The sequence below is a fragment of the Streptomyces sp. NPDC005195 genome (genome assembly GCF_040608315.1).
GTDB classification, from domain to species: Bacteria; Actinomycetota; Actinomycetes; order Streptomycetales; family Streptomycetaceae; genus Streptomyces; species Streptomyces kaempferi.
In genome coordinates, this window is record NZ_JBEXHZ010000019.1 from 79238 (window position 1) to 93645 (window position 14408).

The following is a 14408-nucleotide window of genomic DNA, read 5'->3' on the forward strand; positions in this document are numbered from 1 at the left end:
TGACAGGTGCGCGGGCCGGAAATACGCGCCGGTACAGGGCACCTGCCCGATCCCCGCCAGGCCCCCTTAGGACCACCATCACCTGTCATGACATGGACAGTGACGCGTGTACTGCGGGACCGCGACGCGGGCCTCTATCTGACCGCTGTGGTGGTCTCCGGCTTCGGCTCGTCGGCGATGTGGCTGGTGTCGGGCATCTGGGTCAAGGACCTGACGGGCTCGAACGGTCTGGCGGCCCTGTGCGTGTGCGCGCTCTGGGCCCCCACGCTCGTCGGCCCCCTCCTGGGCACGCTCGCGGACCGCACCCGCCGCCGGCCCCTGCTGATCGGCACGAACCTGGCACTGGCGGTGCTCCTGCCGGCCCTCCTCGCCGTGGACGCCCCGGACCGGCTGTGGATCCTGTTCGCGGTGCTCCTGGTCTACGGCGCGGTGGGCGTCGTCCACGACGCCGCCGAGTCCGCGCTGGTGGCCGCGGTGGTCGACCGGAGTCTTCTCGGGGACTTCAACGGGCTGCGCATGACGGCCGACGAGGGCATGAAGCTGGTGGCGCCGGCGGCCGGGGCGGCCCTGTACGCGGCGTACGGCGGTGCGCGGGTCGCGCTTCTCGACGCGGTGACGTTCGCGCTGGCCGCCGGGGTGTGCGCGCTGCTGCGCCCCCGGGAGGCGCAGCCCGCCCCGGACACCGCGACCTGGCGGTCCCGGACGGCCGTGGGCGCGCGGTACGTCCTGGGGCACCCGGAACTCCGGCCGCTGGTCCTGGCCGGCGGTACGACCATGCTCTTCGCGGGTCTCAACGGCTCCCTGATCTACGCCGTCGTCGAGGGACTGGGCCACTCCCCCGCGTACGCCGGGCTCCTCTACGCCGTCCAGGGCGCCGGGTCGGTACTGACCGGCCTGGTCTCGGGCCCGCTGTTGCGGCGATGGGGTGAGCGTCGCTTCGCCGCGTACGGGATCGCTCTGACGGCGGTCGCGGCCGGGTCGCGTGCGGTGGCGGCCGACGGGGTGGCCCTGGTGTGCAGTGCCGCGATCGGGGCCGGGCTTCCGTGTGTGCTGATCGCCGCGTACACCGCCGTGCAGCGCGAGACGCCGGGGCGGCTGCTCGGGCGTACCGCCGCCACCGCGAACACCCTGATGTTCGCGCCGAACGCGCTCGGGCTGGCGGTCGGTGCGGGGGTGGGGGAACTGGTCGGCTATCGCCTTCTGCTCCCGGCGCTGGCGCTCGCCCGCCTGCTGACGCTCCGGCCCCTGCTGGCCCGGCACTGAGTCCGCCCCGTTTCGCGACCGCCCCGGGGGCTGCGCCCCCGGACCTCCGCTCCGGCCTGAACGGCCTCGTCCTCAAACGCCGGCCGGGCTGATGACGCCGACCCGCTCCGAAGACACGGGCCCGCGCAGGGGGCGCAGGACCGCGCTGAAGACGCCGGGCGCGGTCCGCGCTCTTGAGAGGCGCGGGGAACCGTGCGACCAGCCCCGCCCGCCCGCACCCGAAGACTCACCCCCAGCCCCTCAGGGCGCGGCCGCCAGTACCGCTCTCACCGCTTCCAGATCCCCCTCCGAGGCCAACCCCGCGTGATACAGCCGCAGTTCCCCCGCTCCCAGTGAAGCCGCCCGTGCCGCATCGTCCGCGAGTGTGCCCGGACTGCCTCCCATGCCCGACACGACCGTGAAGTTGGCCGCCAGTACGGCCGCGTCCCGTCCCTGCCGCGCGAACGGTGCCAGCAGCTCCGTGCCGCCGGTGCACGGCACCACCACCCCGTCCGCCACGGAGAGGATGTGCGCGGGATCGACCCCTGCGTTCGCCCCGCAGTGGAACGAGACGGGATCGGCGTGCAGCAGCACCTGGAACCCGTCGGGCGCGGCCGCCCGTACCGCCGCGACCGTGGTCTCCTGGAGCGAGCGGGCCACCCCGTCGCGCCACGCGCGCGTGGCGCCCGCCACCTCGCTCCCGAGCAGCTTCTCGATCGTCTGCCAGCCTCCGTCCGAGGGCACGGCCCCCCGCCACACGGGCTCCAGGGCCTCGCGGACGGTGGCCGCGACGTCACCGGCGTGGAGCCCGTGCCCCGCGTACCCGTCCCGGCACGCCGGGCAGAAGCACAGCGACATCAGGTACTGCCCGGCGTCCCCGAGCCCCACGCCGCCGATCTTGTCGTGCGCGTGCAGATGCGCCATTCCGTACCACCCGAGCGACTCCAGCTCGGTGCCCCGCGCCCCGGGCCGCACCGCCGCCTCCACCGCGAGGTCCGCGAGGTACTCCCGGGTGCCGGCCTGCGCGACGCACGGCGCCCACCCGTACCGGTCGCCGTACGCGTTGACGACGGACGTGTCCGGATGCTCGGCCCCCAGGCGGGAGTTGTGCGCGAGGACCACCCAGGTGTGGACGTCGAGGCCGGCCTCGGCGAGCGCGGCGGCGGCCGTCCCGTACGCGTCCCCGGGCGCCCAGTCCCCGGCCTCGTACGGCCGCAGGACGCGCCCGGCCCAGCGCGCGCCGTCCACCGGGTACAGGACGGCCGCGTGCGACGCCGTCACGATGCGGTGCCGCGGGTGACGAGGGGTCAGCGCGCGGGTGGAGTGGTACGCGGAGGCGAGCGTCGCCTGCCGCACCCCGAGCCCGGCGATCCGCCCGGCCGCCGCCGGGTCCCCGACGACGTCCCACGGATAGACGAAGGCCGACGCCTTCACCGGCTCTCCCCCTCGGCCGGCTCCAGCAGCGCGTACCCGCGCTCGATCAGCTCGGCGAGCCGCTTCACATGGTCCTCGGTCGGTTCGTGCAGCGGCGGCCGTACCTCCCCCACGTCCAGTCCGCGCAGCCGCACCCCCGCCTTGACCAGCGACACGGCGTAGCCGCGCCCCTGCGCCCGCAGATCGACGAACGGCCGGTAGAACCCGTCCAGCAGCCGGTTCACCATGTCGTCGGCGCCGGCGTTCAGCGCGGCGTGGAAGGCCAGCGCGATCTCGGGGGCGAAGCAGAAGACCGCGGACGAGTACAGGGTGATGCCGATGCCGCGGTAGGCGAGCCCCGTGAGTTCGGCGGTGGGCAGCCCGTTGAAGTACAGGAAGTCCCCGGGGACCTCGCTGCGCACCGCGCTGACGACGCGCTGCATCAGGTCCAGGTCGCCGAGCCCGTCCTTGAAGCCGATGATCCCCTCGCTCCGGGCCAGTTCGACCACGGTCCCGGGTGTGAACACGGCGTTGTCGCGCTGGTACACCACGATGTCCAGCGAGGTGGCGGTGGCCAGCTCCCGGTAGTGGCGCAGCAGTCCCTCCTGTCCCGCGACCACCAGGTACGGCGGCATCGCGAGCAGCCCGTCGGCGCCGGCCTCCTCGGCGAGCCGCGCGAACCGTACGGCGAGCGCGGTCCCGTACCCCGCGCCCGCGACGACCGGCACCCGTCCCGCCGCCTCCTCGACGGCCGCCCGCACGCACTCCTGGAACTCCTCGGGCGCGAGCGCGTGGAACTCGCCGGTGCCGCAGCAGGCGAAGACCGCGGCGGCCCCGGCCTCTACGCCGCGCCGTACGTGCTCGCGGTAGACGTCCAGATCGAGGGCGCCGTCGGGGCCGTACGCCGTGACGGGGAAGAACAGCGGCCCGCTGGGGATGCTGAGCCGAGCGGCAAGGGGGGCTGACGTCACGGACTCTCCCTGAGGCAGGTGCTCACGCACACAACAGCGGGTGCATGTTTCTGATCCACGTCCATATTTCTGAACGCAACCACGCTAAAGCGCGACCTTGGGGCCGGTCAAGCGCGCACACCCGTAACACGGCAGCGGATTGACCGCCTCCGCGCGACACTTGACTCGACAGGCGGGCGATCCCTAGCGTGTCCATGGATGTGAATGCCGTACAAGCATACGGCCGCTCGCGTGGCCCTGAGGAGACACCCGCATGCCCGCTCCCCGCACCGTTCTGCTCACCGGCGCCGCCGGCGGACTCGGCACCCTGATGCGGGGCCTGCTGCCGCAGCACGGCCACCGGCTGCGCCTGCTCGACCTGCTCCCGGTCGAGGGCGAGCCGGACGCGATCACCGCGGACCTGGCCGACCGGGCCGCGCTGCGCGAGGCGGTACGCGGTGTCGACGCGATCATCCACCTCGCCGGCATCTCCCTGGAAGCCTCCTTCGACAAGATCCTCAAGGCGAACATCGAGGGGACGTACAACCTGTACGAGGCCGCGCGCGAGGAGGGCGTACGGCGCGTCGTCTTCGCCTCCTCCAACCACGCGGTCGGCTTCACCCCGCGCCCGCGGGGGGACGCCCCGTTCGGCGAGGACGCCCTGATCCCCGTCGACACCCCCCGCCGGCCGGACACCTTCTACGGCCTGTCGAAGTCCTTCGGCGAGGACCTGGCCCAGTTCTACTGGGACAAGCACGGCCTGGAGACGGTCTCGGTCCGCATCGGCTCCTGCTTCGCGGAGCCCAGCAGCGTGCGCATGCTCTCCGTGTGGATGAGCCCCGGGGACGGCGCCCGCCTCTTCCACGCGGCGCTCACCGCCGAGAACGTGGGCCACACGGTCGTCTACGGCTCCTCCGCCAACACCCGTCTGTGGTGGGACCTGTCGACGGCACGGGCGCTGGGCTACGAGCCGCAGGACGACTCCGAGCCGTACGCCGAGAAGCTCATCGCCGAGCAGGGCGAGCTCGACCCGGACAATCCGGACCACGCCCACCTGGGCGGCCACTTCACCACGCACCCGCCGATCTGGCCGTACTGACGGCGCCGCACGGGCACGACGGAGCGGGCGGGCACCGAACGGGCCCGCCCGCCTCCGTGTTCGGGCACGAACCCTGCCCGACCCCACCCCCGCACCGGCTCCGCCCCAGGTCCGGCACGCTCCCCCGCGCGGCCGAACGGGCACAGCCGGGCATCATCGGGCGTGCAACAGGCCTGGTCAGTGCCGCGCGCCCGCTGTAGAACTTCCTCCAAGGCCCGACCGGGCCCGAACGGGCAGCGAGAACAGGACGCGGGAAGCGGGTGCCGGCCATGAGCGCGGAAGAACGTCAGCGGGAGATCGTCCGAGCCGCCCGCCGTACGGGTTCGGTCGACGTCACCGCGCTCGCCGCCGAACTGGGCGTCGCCAAGGAGACCGTACGACGTGACCTGCGCGCCCTGGAGGACCACGGGCTGGTACGCCGCACCCACGGCGGCGCCTATCCCGTCGAGAGCGCCGGATTCGAGACGACACTCGCCTTCCGCGCCACCAGCCACGTACCCGAGAAACGGCGGATCGCGGCCGCCGCGGCCGAACTGCTCGGCGACGCCGAGACGGTCTTCGTCGACGAGGGCTTCACCCCCCAGCTCATCGCCGAGGCCCTGCCCCACGACCGGCCGCTGACCGTGGTCACCGCGTCCCTCGCCACGGCGGGCGCACTCGCCGAGGCGGACAACACCAGCGTCCTGCTGCTCGGCGGCCGGGTACGCCCCGGCACCCTCGCGACCGTGGACCACTGGACGACGAAGATGCTCGCCGGCTTCGTCATCGACCTGGCCTACATCGGCGCCAACGGCATCTCCCGCGAACACGGCCTCACCACCCCCGACCCGGCGGTCAGCGAGGTCAAGGCCCAGGCGATCCGGGCCTCCCGGCGCACGGTCTTCGCCGGTGTGCACACCAAGTTCGGGGCGGTCAGTTTCTGCCGCTTCGCCGAGATCACCGCCCTGGAGACGATCGTCACGAGCACCCTGCTCCCGACGGCCGAAGCTCACCGCTACTCACTGCAGGGACCCCAGGTCATACGCGTCTGAGAACCTAACCCACCCCCCGCACCGCGTCCGACATCCCACGCCCCCACTCACCCCCGTCCTCACTCACCCTCCCAGGGGCACCCCAACTCCGGTTACGCCCTATATCTCCCTATAAGTCCAGGAGTGATCCATGCGAACCCCGAGCCGACGGAGGCCGCGCGCGCTGTTCGCCGCGGTCGCCGCAGGGACGCTGCTCACCCCGCTGCTCTCCGGGTGTTGGACCGGAGCGGGCGGGGCGGGCTCCGGCGGCGACTCCATCAACGTCCTGATGGTCAACAACCCGCAGATGGTGGAGCTGCAGAAACTCACCAAGGCCCACTTCACCAAGGAGACCGGCATCAAGGTGAACTTCACCGTGCTGCCGGAGAACGACGTCCGCGACAAGATCAGCCAGGACTTCGCCAACCAGGCGGGCCAGTACGACGTGGCCACCCTGTCCAACTACGAGATACCGATCTACGCCAGGAACGGCTGGCTGCACGAGATGGACTCCTACGTCCGCCAGGACAGCGGCTACGACGAGCAGGACATCCTCGCGCCCATGCGGCAGTCCCTGACGGCCGACGACGGCAAGCTCTACGGGCAGCCCTTCTACGGCGAGTCGTCCTTCCTGATGTACCGCAAGGACGTGTTCGCCGCGAAGGGCCTGACCATGCCCCCGCATCCCACCTGGGACCAGGTGGCACAGCTGGCCTCCGAGGCCGACGGTGCCCGGTCCGGCATGAAGGGCATCTGCCTGCGCGGCCTGCCCGGCTGGGGCGAGCTGATGGCCCCGCTGACGACCGTCGTGAACACCTTCGGCGGCACCTGGTTCGACAAGGACTGGAAGGCGCGCCTCGACTCCCCCGAGTTCGTGAAGGCGACGAAGTTCTACGTGGACCTCGTCCGCGAGCACGGCGAGTCCGGCGCCGCCCAGTCCGGCTTCGCCGAGTGCCTCAACAACATCACCCAGGGCAAGGTCGCCATGTGGTACGACGCCACCTCCGCGGCCGGTTCCCTGGAGGCGTCCGACTCCCCCGTCAAGGGCAAGATGGGCTATGTACCGGCGCCCGTGGAGAAGACCGAGTCCTCCGGCTGGCTCTACACCTGGGCCTGGGGCCTGCAGAAGGCCTCCCACAACTCCGACAAGGCCTGGAAGTTCATCTCCTGGGCCTCCGGCAAGCAGTACGAGCAGCTGGTCGGGGACACCATCGGCTGGTCCGACGTACCGGCCGGCAAACGCGCCTCGACCTACACCAACGCCGCGTACACCAAGGAGGCCTCGGCCTTCCAGGAGATGACCCGCGCGGCCATCGAGGGCGCCCGCCCCCGCGACCCCGGAGTGCAGCCGCGCCCGGCGCCCGGCATCCAGTTCGTCGGCATCCCCGAGTTCACCGATCTCGGCACCAAGGTCTCGCAGGAGATCAGCGCGGCCATCGCCGGGCGCCAGTCCGTCGACTCGGCCCTGAAGAAGTCCCAGAAACTCGCCGAGAAGATCTCCAAGGAGTACGAGGGACGATGACCGCCACGACGACAGCCCCCCTCGCCACCGCTCCCGCCCGCGCCGCCCGCCCGCCCTCCGGCCGGCTGCGCGCCTGGGCCACCCGCGCCCCGCTGCTCCCCGCCCTGATCTTCATGATCGCCGTGACCCAGCTCCCGTTCGTGGCCACGCTGGTGATCTCCCTCTTCGACTGGAACTCCCTCTATCCGAAGGCCCGCCACTTCACCGGCCTGTCCAACTACTCGGACGTGCTCACCGATCCGGACCTGCGCCACTCGGTCTGGACGACGATCCTCCTGACGGCGGCCGTCGTCCTGGTCAGCCTGGTCCTCGGCCTCGCCCTCGCGCTCCTCCTGGACCGCAGGTTCCGGGGGCGCGGGGTGGTGCGTACGCTCCTGATCGCGCCGTTCCTGGTGGTCCCGGTCGCCGCGGCCCTGCTCTGGAAACATGTGCTCTACAACCCCGAGTACGGCCTCCTCAACGGTCTGCTGCACTATGTGGGCGGCCCTCAGCCGGACTGGATCTCCCAGACCCCGCTGCTGGCGGTCGAGGCCTCCCTCGTCTGGCAGTGGACGCCCTTCATGATGCTGATCCTGCTGGCGGGCCTGCAGAGCCGCGACCAGCAGCAGATCGAGGCCGCCCGGGTGGACGGCGCGAGCGACTGGCAGGTCTTCCGCCACCTCACGCTCCCGCACCTGCGCCGCTACCTCGAACTCGGCGCCCTGCTGGGCTCGATCTACATCGTCCAGAACTTCGACGCCGTCTTCACCATCACCTCCGGCGGCCTCGGCACCGCCAACCTGCCCTACACCGTCTACCAGAGCTTCTACCAGGCCCACGAGAACGGTCTGGCCTCGGCCGCCGGGGTCCTGGTCGTCATCGGTTCGATCATCATCGCGACCTTCGCGCTGCGCGTGGTCTCGTCCCTGTTCCGCGAGGAGGTGTCCCGCGCATGAGCACCACCACGATCCGCGTACGTCCCCGGCGCACCCGGGGAACGGGCCTGGGCCTGCTGGCCTGGGTACTCGGTGTGCTGTTCTTCCTGCCCATCGCCTGGATGGCCCTGACGTCGTTCCACTCGGAGGCGGACGCGGCGACCAACCCGCCGTCCTTCGGCGCCGCCCTCACTCTCGACGGCTACCGCGACTTCTTCGGCACGGGCGGTGGCGCGAGCCCCTGGCCGGCGCTGGTCAACTCGCTGGTGGCGTCCGTGGCCTCCACCCCCTTCGTCCTCCTCCTCGCCCTCCCCGCGGCGTACGCGCTGTCGGTGCGGCCGGTGAAGAAGTGGACGGACGTCCTGTTCTTCTTCCTGTCGACGAAGATGCTGCCGGTGGTGGCGGGCCTGCTGCCCATCTACCTGTTCGCGAAGAACGCCGGGATGCTCGACAACATCTGGCTCCTGGTCATCCTCTACACCTCGATGAACCTGCCGATCGCGGTGTGGATGATGCAGTCGTTCCTCGCCGAGGTGCCGGTGGCGGTGATCGAGGCGGCGCAGATCGACGGCGCGCGGCTGCCCACGATCCTGGCGCGGGTCGTGGCCCCCATCGCCCTGCCCGGCATCGCCGCCACCGCCCTCATCTGCTTCATCTTCAGCTGGAACGAACTGTTGTTCGCCCGGGTCCTCACGGGCGTGGTCGCGGAGACCGCCCCCGTCTTCCTGACCGGCTTCATCACCAGCCAGGGTCTCTTCCTGGCCAAGGTGTGCGCCGCGTCGCTCGTCGTCTCCCTGCCGGTGCTCGCCGCGGGGTTCGCCGCCCAGGACAAACTGGTCCAGGGCCTGTCACTGGGAGCCGTGAAATGAAGGCCGCCGTCATCGAGTCCGTGGGCCGCGCCGTCGTCACCGAGGTCCCTGACCCGACGCCCGGCCCGCGCGACGTCGTCGTCGAGGTCGCGGCGTGCGGACTGTGCGGCACGGACCTGCACATCCTCCAGGGCGAGTTCGCGCCGAAGCTGCCGATCGTGCCCGGCCACGAGTTCGCCGGCACCGTGGTCGGCGTGGGCACCCAGGTCACGGAGGTCTCGGCCGGCGACCGGGTCGCGGTGGACCCGTCGCTCTACTGTCACGAGTGCCGGTACTGCCGTACCGGCCACAACAACCTCTGCGAGCGCTGGGCCGCGATCGGTGTCACGACGGCGGGCGGCGCCGCGCAGTACGCGACCGCCCCCGTGGCCAACTGCGTCAAGCTCCCCGATCACGTCCGTACCCAGGACGCGGCACTCGTCGAACCGCTCTCCTGCGCGGTACGCGGCTACGACGTGCTGAACTCCCGGCTGGGGGCCCACGTCCTGATCTACGGCTCCGGGACGATGGGTCTGATGATGCTGGAACTGGCGAAACGGACGGGGGCGGCGAGTGTCGACGTGGTCGACGTGAACGCCCAGCGGCTCGCCACGGCCCGGCTGCTGGGGGCGTCCGCCTCGGCGGCGAACGCGGACGAGCTGGACCGGCCGCGGGGGTGGGACGTGGTGATCGACGCGACGGGCAACGCGGCGGCGATCCAGGACGGCCTGGACCGGGTCGCCAAGGCCGGCACCTTCCTCCAGTTCGGTGTCGCCGACTACGCGACGCGGGTCTCGATCGACCCCTACCGCATCTACAACCAGGAGATCACCATCACCGGCTCCATGGCCGTCCTGCACAGCTTCGAACGGGCGGCGGAACTCTTCGCCGGGGGTGTCCTCGATCCGGACGTCTTCATCAGTGACCGCATCCCGCTGGCGGACTATCCCCAGGCGCTGGAACAGTTCGCGGCGGGGGTGGGCAGGAAGATCGTCGTGGTCCCGTAGGGTCCCTCGCCCCCGCCGCCCCTACCCGACCCATCCCGTACCTGGGGGCTGCCACCCCCAGACCCCCGCCATCGCCCGAAGGCCTCGTCCTCAAACGCCGGACGGGCTGAAAAGCATGGCCCCGCCGCCGGCCTTTCAGCACCGGCCCGCACCCTCAGCCCGTCCGGCGCTTGAGGACAAGGCCCTCAAGGCCGACCGGGGGTCTGGGGGCGGAGCCCCCAGGAACGGATGGGTCGGGTAGGGGCGGCGGGGGCGAAAAAGGCCATACCAACAGCCCCGCACGCACCCCGGGCAACTCATCTTTGGGTAAGGGAACGGTAAAGCGCCCCCGGTCGTTACCCCAGTCATGACAGCTATGACCCCTGGCTCGAACATCCCTCTCCCCGTCACCCGCGTGACGGTGGACGTCGCCGCTCCGGTGCGGCTCGACGTGTCGGGCCTGCTGCTCACCGCCGACGGCAAGGTGCGCTCCGACGACGACTTCATCTTCTACAACCAGCCCACCGGCCCCGGCGTGACCTACCGCTCGGGCGGCGGCAGCTCCCCGGACGCGATCACGGTCGACACGACCGCGGTCCCCCCGGGCATCGAGAAGATCGTCGTCACCGCGAGCCCGGACGCCGCCGGCCAGACCTTCCAGGGCATCGAGCCCACGGCCACCATCCGCAACGCCGACGACAACGCCGTACTGGCCAGTTTCACCCCGCCCCAGCTCGGCACCGAAACGGCCCTGGTGATCGTCGAGGTCTATCTCCGCAACGGCGCCTGGAAGGCCCGCGCGGTCGGCCAGGGATACGCGAACGGCCTGGCGGGCATCGCCACGGACTTCGGCGTCACGGTGGAGGAGCCCGCCCCCGGGGCTCCGCCGGCCCCGCCGATGCAGACCCCCGTGCCCCCGATGCCCCCCACGACCCAGGCACCCCCCATGACACCGCCGCCCCCGACGGCTCCCCCCGCGCCCCCGGCGGCCCCGCCCTCCGGGAAGATCAACCTCGACAAGGGCAGGGTCAGCCTCCAGAAGAACCAGACCGTCTCCCTGGTCAAGGGCGGCCGCCCACTGCTCTCCCAGGTCAAGATGGGCCTCGGCTGGGAGCCGGCGTACCGCGGCAAGGACATCGACCTGGACGCCTCGGTCATCGCCTACGGCCCGCAGCGCAACCACATCGACAGCTGCTACTTCGGCAAGCTCTCCATCGTGAACGGCGCGATCAAGCACTCCGGGGACAACCTCACCGGCGAGGGCGGCGGTGACGACGAGGTGATCGTCGTCGACCTCGGCCGGCTGCCGCAGGAGGTCACCGGCCTGGTCTTCACGGTCAACTCCTTCTCCGGCCAGAAGTTCACCGAGGTCGCCAAGGCCTACTGCCGCCTGATCGACGCGGCCAGCGGCGAGGAACTGGTCCGCTTCGACCTCACCAACGCCGAAGCCCAGACCGGCGTGATGATGGCCAAGCTGATCAAGCAGTTCTCCGGCGAGTGGGAGATGACGGCCATCGGCGACTTCGTGAAGTCCCGCACGGTCCGCGGCATGGTGAAGCCGGCGGCCCAGGCCCTCTGACGGCGCGGGCCGCGAGCCCCCACGGCCCACGCGGCCGCCCCCGCGCGCGAGGGGCCGTGCCGGTGCATCGCGAGCCCGTCGCTTACGTCCGGATCGGGATACGGCTCCCTGCGGGGCAACGTCTGATCCGGCGGCGACGGGCTCGATGTACCGGCACGGCCCCGCCCGCCCCACCACGCCCCGCGCACAGGCCGCCCGCACCCGCGTACGCCCCCCACCACACCCCGACCGCGCCTCCACCCAAGCCCCGGCACGGCCCCGGCACCCGCCGCTACGGCCGCAGCCCCTCCGTCAGCAGCGACAGATACCGCCGGATGCACTTCCCCTGGCCGTCCGCCAGCTCGGACGCCGTGGCAACCCCGTGCGCCAGCCGCAGCACCTCGATCGGCTCCACGTCCGCCCGCAGCGTGCCCTCCCGCTGAGCCGCCTCGACCAACCGTTCGGCCGCGCCCTTCACGGACGTCCCGCACGCGGTCAGCACCGCGCCGCTCCCGTCCGAGACAGCCGATCCGAGCAGCGCCTTCAGACCGCGGACCTGGATCATCATCCCGCTCAGCTCGTTGAGCCACTCCACCAGCGCCTCGCCGGGCGCGAGCTCCGCGGCGATCTCGTCCGCGCGGACAGCGATCGCCTCGATGCTGTCGACGTAGACGGCCTCCAGGAGCGCCTGCCGGGTGGGGAAGTGCCGGTACAGCGTCCCCGAGCCCACCCCGGCCCGCTTGGCGATGTCGTCGAGGGACGCGCCCTCCCCGTGCTCGGCGAACGCCACGGCGGCCTCCTCGATCAGCCGCTCATAGTTCCGCCGCGCATCCGCCCGCATCGGCTTGACCCGCGTCATTCACTTACTCCTTGCCAACCGGGGCCACTCTCCGCATCTTGGCGGGCGGTCATCGCTGCCCACAGCCGACGCACCGGCGACACCCGACAGGGAGCATCCCATGTCCACCCCGTCACTGCCTCCCACACCGTCCGCCCCCGGCCCCCCTGGCCGGGCAAGTCACCGCATCGCGCGACGACTTCCCCGGCGGGCCCACGCTCATTCACTCATCCACGGCCAGAGCCCTTCCCTGCCGGACTCGAGCAGGGAGACCATCCGGAACGCCGTGTCCGACAGGCCCCCGAACGTGTGCCGGTTGTCCTTGCCGGCCGGGCCGTGGCCGGCCCGGTAGCCGGCGAGGTTCCAGGTGTAGACCGGTACGTGCGCCGGGACCTGCTCGGTCGGGTCGCCGTGGTGGCTGTACGCGGCCTGCTCGTCCGTGACGATGAGCACCCGGTCGTGCTTCCGGTAGTGCGCCCGTACCGCCTCGCTGGTGTTCGTGCCGCCGAGGTCGCCGAAACGCTCCAGCACCTTCAGCACCGACTCGCCCCCGCGGTACCGCACCCGATCGCTGCTGGTGCCGAACTGGACGAGGTCCGCGTCCGCCGCGCGCAGCGCGAGCGCCGTGCCGAAGACCGCCGCCGCGTCGGCCCGGTTGAGCTCCGAGCGGTCCGACAGCCGGGAGAAGAACATCGAGCCGGACCGGTCGACGAGCACGAGCGTCCGTCCGGGCAGCGCCGGCACGTTGGCCAGCGAGTGCCCGAGCGCCTGCTCCAGCGGGTACGACCAGCGCAGCGAGGGCGCGTGCTGGTAGGCGGCCAGGTAACGGAAGGGGAACTGGCGCGACCGTGCCACCTCCGCCGGGTCACTGATCCGCGCCGCGACCCGGGCCGCCGTGTCGTCGCCGACACCCGCCTCGTCGAAGTTCCGCAGGTTCCGTACGAGCGCCATCGTGCCCATGGACGGGATCACGGCCTCCCAGGCCGCCTTGTCCATCGGACCCTGCAGCCAGCCCGCCAGCGCCTCCCAGGTGAGACCAGCCGCCGCGAGCCGCTCGGCACCGTCCGGAGCCGTCACGACCGCGCGCCGCTCGGCGACGGGCACCGCCATCAGCTCACGGTGGGCGACGAGCACACGGTTCGAGGCGGGGGGCAGCGCCGTGTCGGGGTGGTGGCGCCGGTCCAGGGCGTACTGGAACAGCTCGCCCTGCCACGGCTTGCCGGGGTCGGGCGCCGCGTGCACCAGGTTGAGGATGTCGCCGAACCGGTAGCCCTTGGACGCGGTGTCGTACTTCAGCAGCGACTTGCCGTTGTACAGACGGCGTACGGCGTCGGCGATGCCGCGCTTGACGGGCTTGGGCACGTTGCGGCCGTACCGGGAGGTCCAGTAGGCGAGCAGCTCGCCGGGCTCGTCGGGGCGGCGCAGCACGGAGGCGACGACCTGACGGTTGGCGGGGCCGTCGGTGGCACCCGCGTCGAGGCGTGCCTTCACGTACTCGGCGGCGCCCATGACCGAGGCGGAGCGCAGGTTGCCGTCGCCCCGCAGCCAGCCGAGCAGGGCGGCCGTCCACGAGGGGTCGTGGACGGCGAGCTCGCGCACCAGCGTGGCGAACCGGTCGTCGCGGTCGTCGCCGCTCTCGTAGAAGGTCTGCTGCGAGACGAAGTGGGAGACGGCGAGCAGAAAGAGCTCGGAGCGCGCGTCGCGCTCCTGTCCGCGGCCGCCCTGATGTGTCCGCAGGACGCGGCCGGTCGAGGTGACCCGCGAAGTGGGCTGTGCCTTCGCGGCCTTGGTGTTGAATCGCGCCATGATGAATTCCCCCGAATTCTCGGTACGACGGTGACGTCGTGTTTCGGAGGGAGGCGCGGCAGAAGGAGGGTGCCCGAGTTCGGAAAGCGGCGACGGACCAGCCAGATGCTCTACCGATTGAGCTACGCCGGCCGAAGCCGGCGGCGGGACTCGAACCCGCAACCGTCCGATCCCATGAAGTAGCCGTCGCCTGCGCACCGGGCACCCACCATGAGCTGCGCC

Annotated in this window: 12 protein-coding genes; 8 read left to right on the plus strand and 4 right to left on the minus strand. The window is 71.7% G+C overall.

All coding sequences use genetic code 11. The features are described from left to right. The first annotated feature begins 87 nt into the window (after positions 1-87). Positions 88-1263, plus strand: coding sequence for an MFS transporter (locus ABZV34_RS20890; protein ID WP_356278509.1), 1176 nt, complete (start codon positions 88-90; stop codon positions 1261-1263). 240 nt (positions 1264-1503) lie between these two features. Here ABZV34_RS20890 and ABZV34_RS20895 read toward each other — a convergent pair whose 3' ends face one another. After that, on the minus strand, positions 1504-2676 hold the full coding sequence (locus ABZV34_RS20895; RefSeq protein ID WP_356278512.1) for a hypothetical protein: 1173 nt from the start codon (positions 2674-2676) through the stop codon (positions 1504-1506). Then, complete coding sequence (locus ABZV34_RS20900) at positions 2673-3626, minus strand: 5-dehydro-4-deoxyglucarate dehydratase (protein ID WP_356278515.1); 954 nt, start codon at positions 3624-3626, stop codon at positions 2673-2675. The genes ABZV34_RS20895 and ABZV34_RS20900 overlap by 4 nt, the downstream gene beginning before the upstream one ends. 253 nt (positions 3627-3879) lie before the next feature. Here ABZV34_RS20900 and ABZV34_RS20905 point away from each other — a divergent pair, with 253 nt between their 5' ends. The 7 genes from ABZV34_RS20905 to ABZV34_RS20935 all read left to right on the plus strand — a co-directional run bounded on the left by ABZV34_RS20905 (position 3880) and on the right by ABZV34_RS20935 (position 11563). Continuing rightward, on the plus strand, positions 3880-4704 hold the full coding sequence (locus ABZV34_RS20905; protein WP_356278518.1) for an NAD(P)-dependent oxidoreductase: 825 nt from the start codon (positions 3880-3882) through the stop codon (positions 4702-4704). Positions 4705-4973: 269 nt separating this feature from the next. Further along, positions 4974-5735, plus strand: a complete 762-nt coding sequence (locus ABZV34_RS20910) for a DeoR/GlpR family DNA-binding transcription regulator (RefSeq protein ID WP_194280720.1) — start codon at positions 4974-4976, stop codon at positions 5733-5735. A 130-nt stretch (positions 5736-5865) separates the two neighbouring features. Further along, positions 5866-7236 (plus strand): sugar ABC transporter substrate-binding protein, encoded by a 1371-nt coding sequence (locus tag ABZV34_RS20915; protein WP_356278522.1) that lies wholly within the window; start codon positions 5866-5868, stop codon positions 7234-7236. Then, positions 7233-8171, plus strand: coding sequence for a sugar ABC transporter permease (locus ABZV34_RS20920; RefSeq protein ID WP_356278525.1), 939 nt, complete (start codon positions 7233-7235; stop codon positions 8169-8171). The genes ABZV34_RS20915 and ABZV34_RS20920 overlap by 4 nt, the downstream gene beginning before the upstream one ends. Next, a complete protein-coding gene (locus tag ABZV34_RS20925; protein WP_356278528.1) occupies positions 8168-9019 on the plus strand; it encodes a carbohydrate ABC transporter permease in 852 nt (283 codons plus the stop codon). The genes ABZV34_RS20920 and ABZV34_RS20925 overlap by 4 nt, the downstream gene beginning before the upstream one ends. Then, the gene (locus ABZV34_RS20930; protein ID WP_356278531.1) at positions 9016-10005 is read left to right on the plus strand and encodes a zinc-dependent alcohol dehydrogenase family protein; all 990 of its coding nucleotides are present in this window, start codon (positions 9016-9018) and stop codon (positions 10003-10005) included. The genes ABZV34_RS20925 and ABZV34_RS20930 overlap by 4 nt, the downstream gene beginning before the upstream one ends. Positions 10006-10360: 355 nt before the next feature. Continuing rightward, a complete protein-coding gene (locus ABZV34_RS20935) occupies positions 10361-11563 on the plus strand; it encodes a TerD family protein (protein WP_356278534.1) in 1203 nt (400 codons plus the stop codon). Between the two features lie 271 nt (positions 11564-11834). Here the strand turns inward: ABZV34_RS20935 and ABZV34_RS20940 are convergent, their stop codons facing one another. Together ABZV34_RS20940 and ABZV34_RS20945 are read right to left on the minus strand one after the other, a co-directional pair. After that, complete coding sequence (locus ABZV34_RS20940) at positions 11835-12401, minus strand: helix-turn-helix domain-containing protein (RefSeq protein WP_356278536.1); 567 nt, start codon at positions 12399-12401, stop codon at positions 11835-11837. Positions 12402-12599: 198 nt separating this feature from the next. Beyond that, positions 12600-14186, minus strand: coding sequence for a TROVE domain-containing protein (locus ABZV34_RS20945; RefSeq protein WP_356278539.1), 1587 nt, complete (start codon positions 14184-14186; stop codon positions 12600-12602). Between the last annotated feature and the right edge of the window lie 222 nt (positions 14187-14408).

Excerpts from the sequence above, each read along its gene's own strand:
- ABZV34_RS20890 (WP_356278509.1), top strand. The coding sequence starts at position 88 with ATGACATGGACAGTGACGCGTGTACTGCGGGACCGCGACGCGGGCCTC.
- ABZV34_RS20905 (WP_356278518.1), top strand. The coding sequence starts at position 3,880 with ATGCCCGCTCCCCGCACCGTTCTGCTCACCGGCGCCGCCGGCGGACTC.
- ABZV34_RS20910 (WP_194280720.1), top strand. The coding sequence starts at position 4,974 with ATGAGCGCGGAAGAACGTCAGCGGGAGATCGTCCGAGCCGCCCGCCGT.
- ABZV34_RS20915 (WP_356278522.1), top strand. The coding sequence starts at position 5,866 with ATGCGAACCCCGAGCCGACGGAGGCCGCGCGCGCTGTTCGCCGCGGTC.
- ABZV34_RS20920 (WP_356278525.1), top strand. The coding sequence starts at position 7,233 with ATGACCGCCACGACGACAGCCCCCCTCGCCACCGCTCCCGCCCGCGCC.
- ABZV34_RS20925 (WP_356278528.1), top strand. The coding sequence starts at position 8,168 with ATGAGCACCACCACGATCCGCGTACGTCCCCGGCGCACCCGGGGAACG.
- ABZV34_RS20930 (WP_356278531.1), top strand. The coding sequence starts at position 9,016 with ATGAAGGCCGCCGTCATCGAGTCCGTGGGCCGCGCCGTCGTCACCGAG.
- ABZV34_RS20935 (WP_356278534.1), top strand. The coding sequence starts at position 10,361 with ATGACCCCTGGCTCGAACATCCCTCTCCCCGTCACCCGCGTGACGGTG.
- ABZV34_RS20940 (WP_356278536.1), bottom strand. The coding sequence starts at position 12,401 with ATGACGCGGGTCAAGCCGATGCGGGCGGATGCGCGGCGGAACTATGAG.
- ABZV34_RS20945 (WP_356278539.1), bottom strand. The coding sequence starts at position 14,186 with ATGGCGCGATTCAACACCAAGGCCGCGAAGGCACAGCCCACTTCGCGG.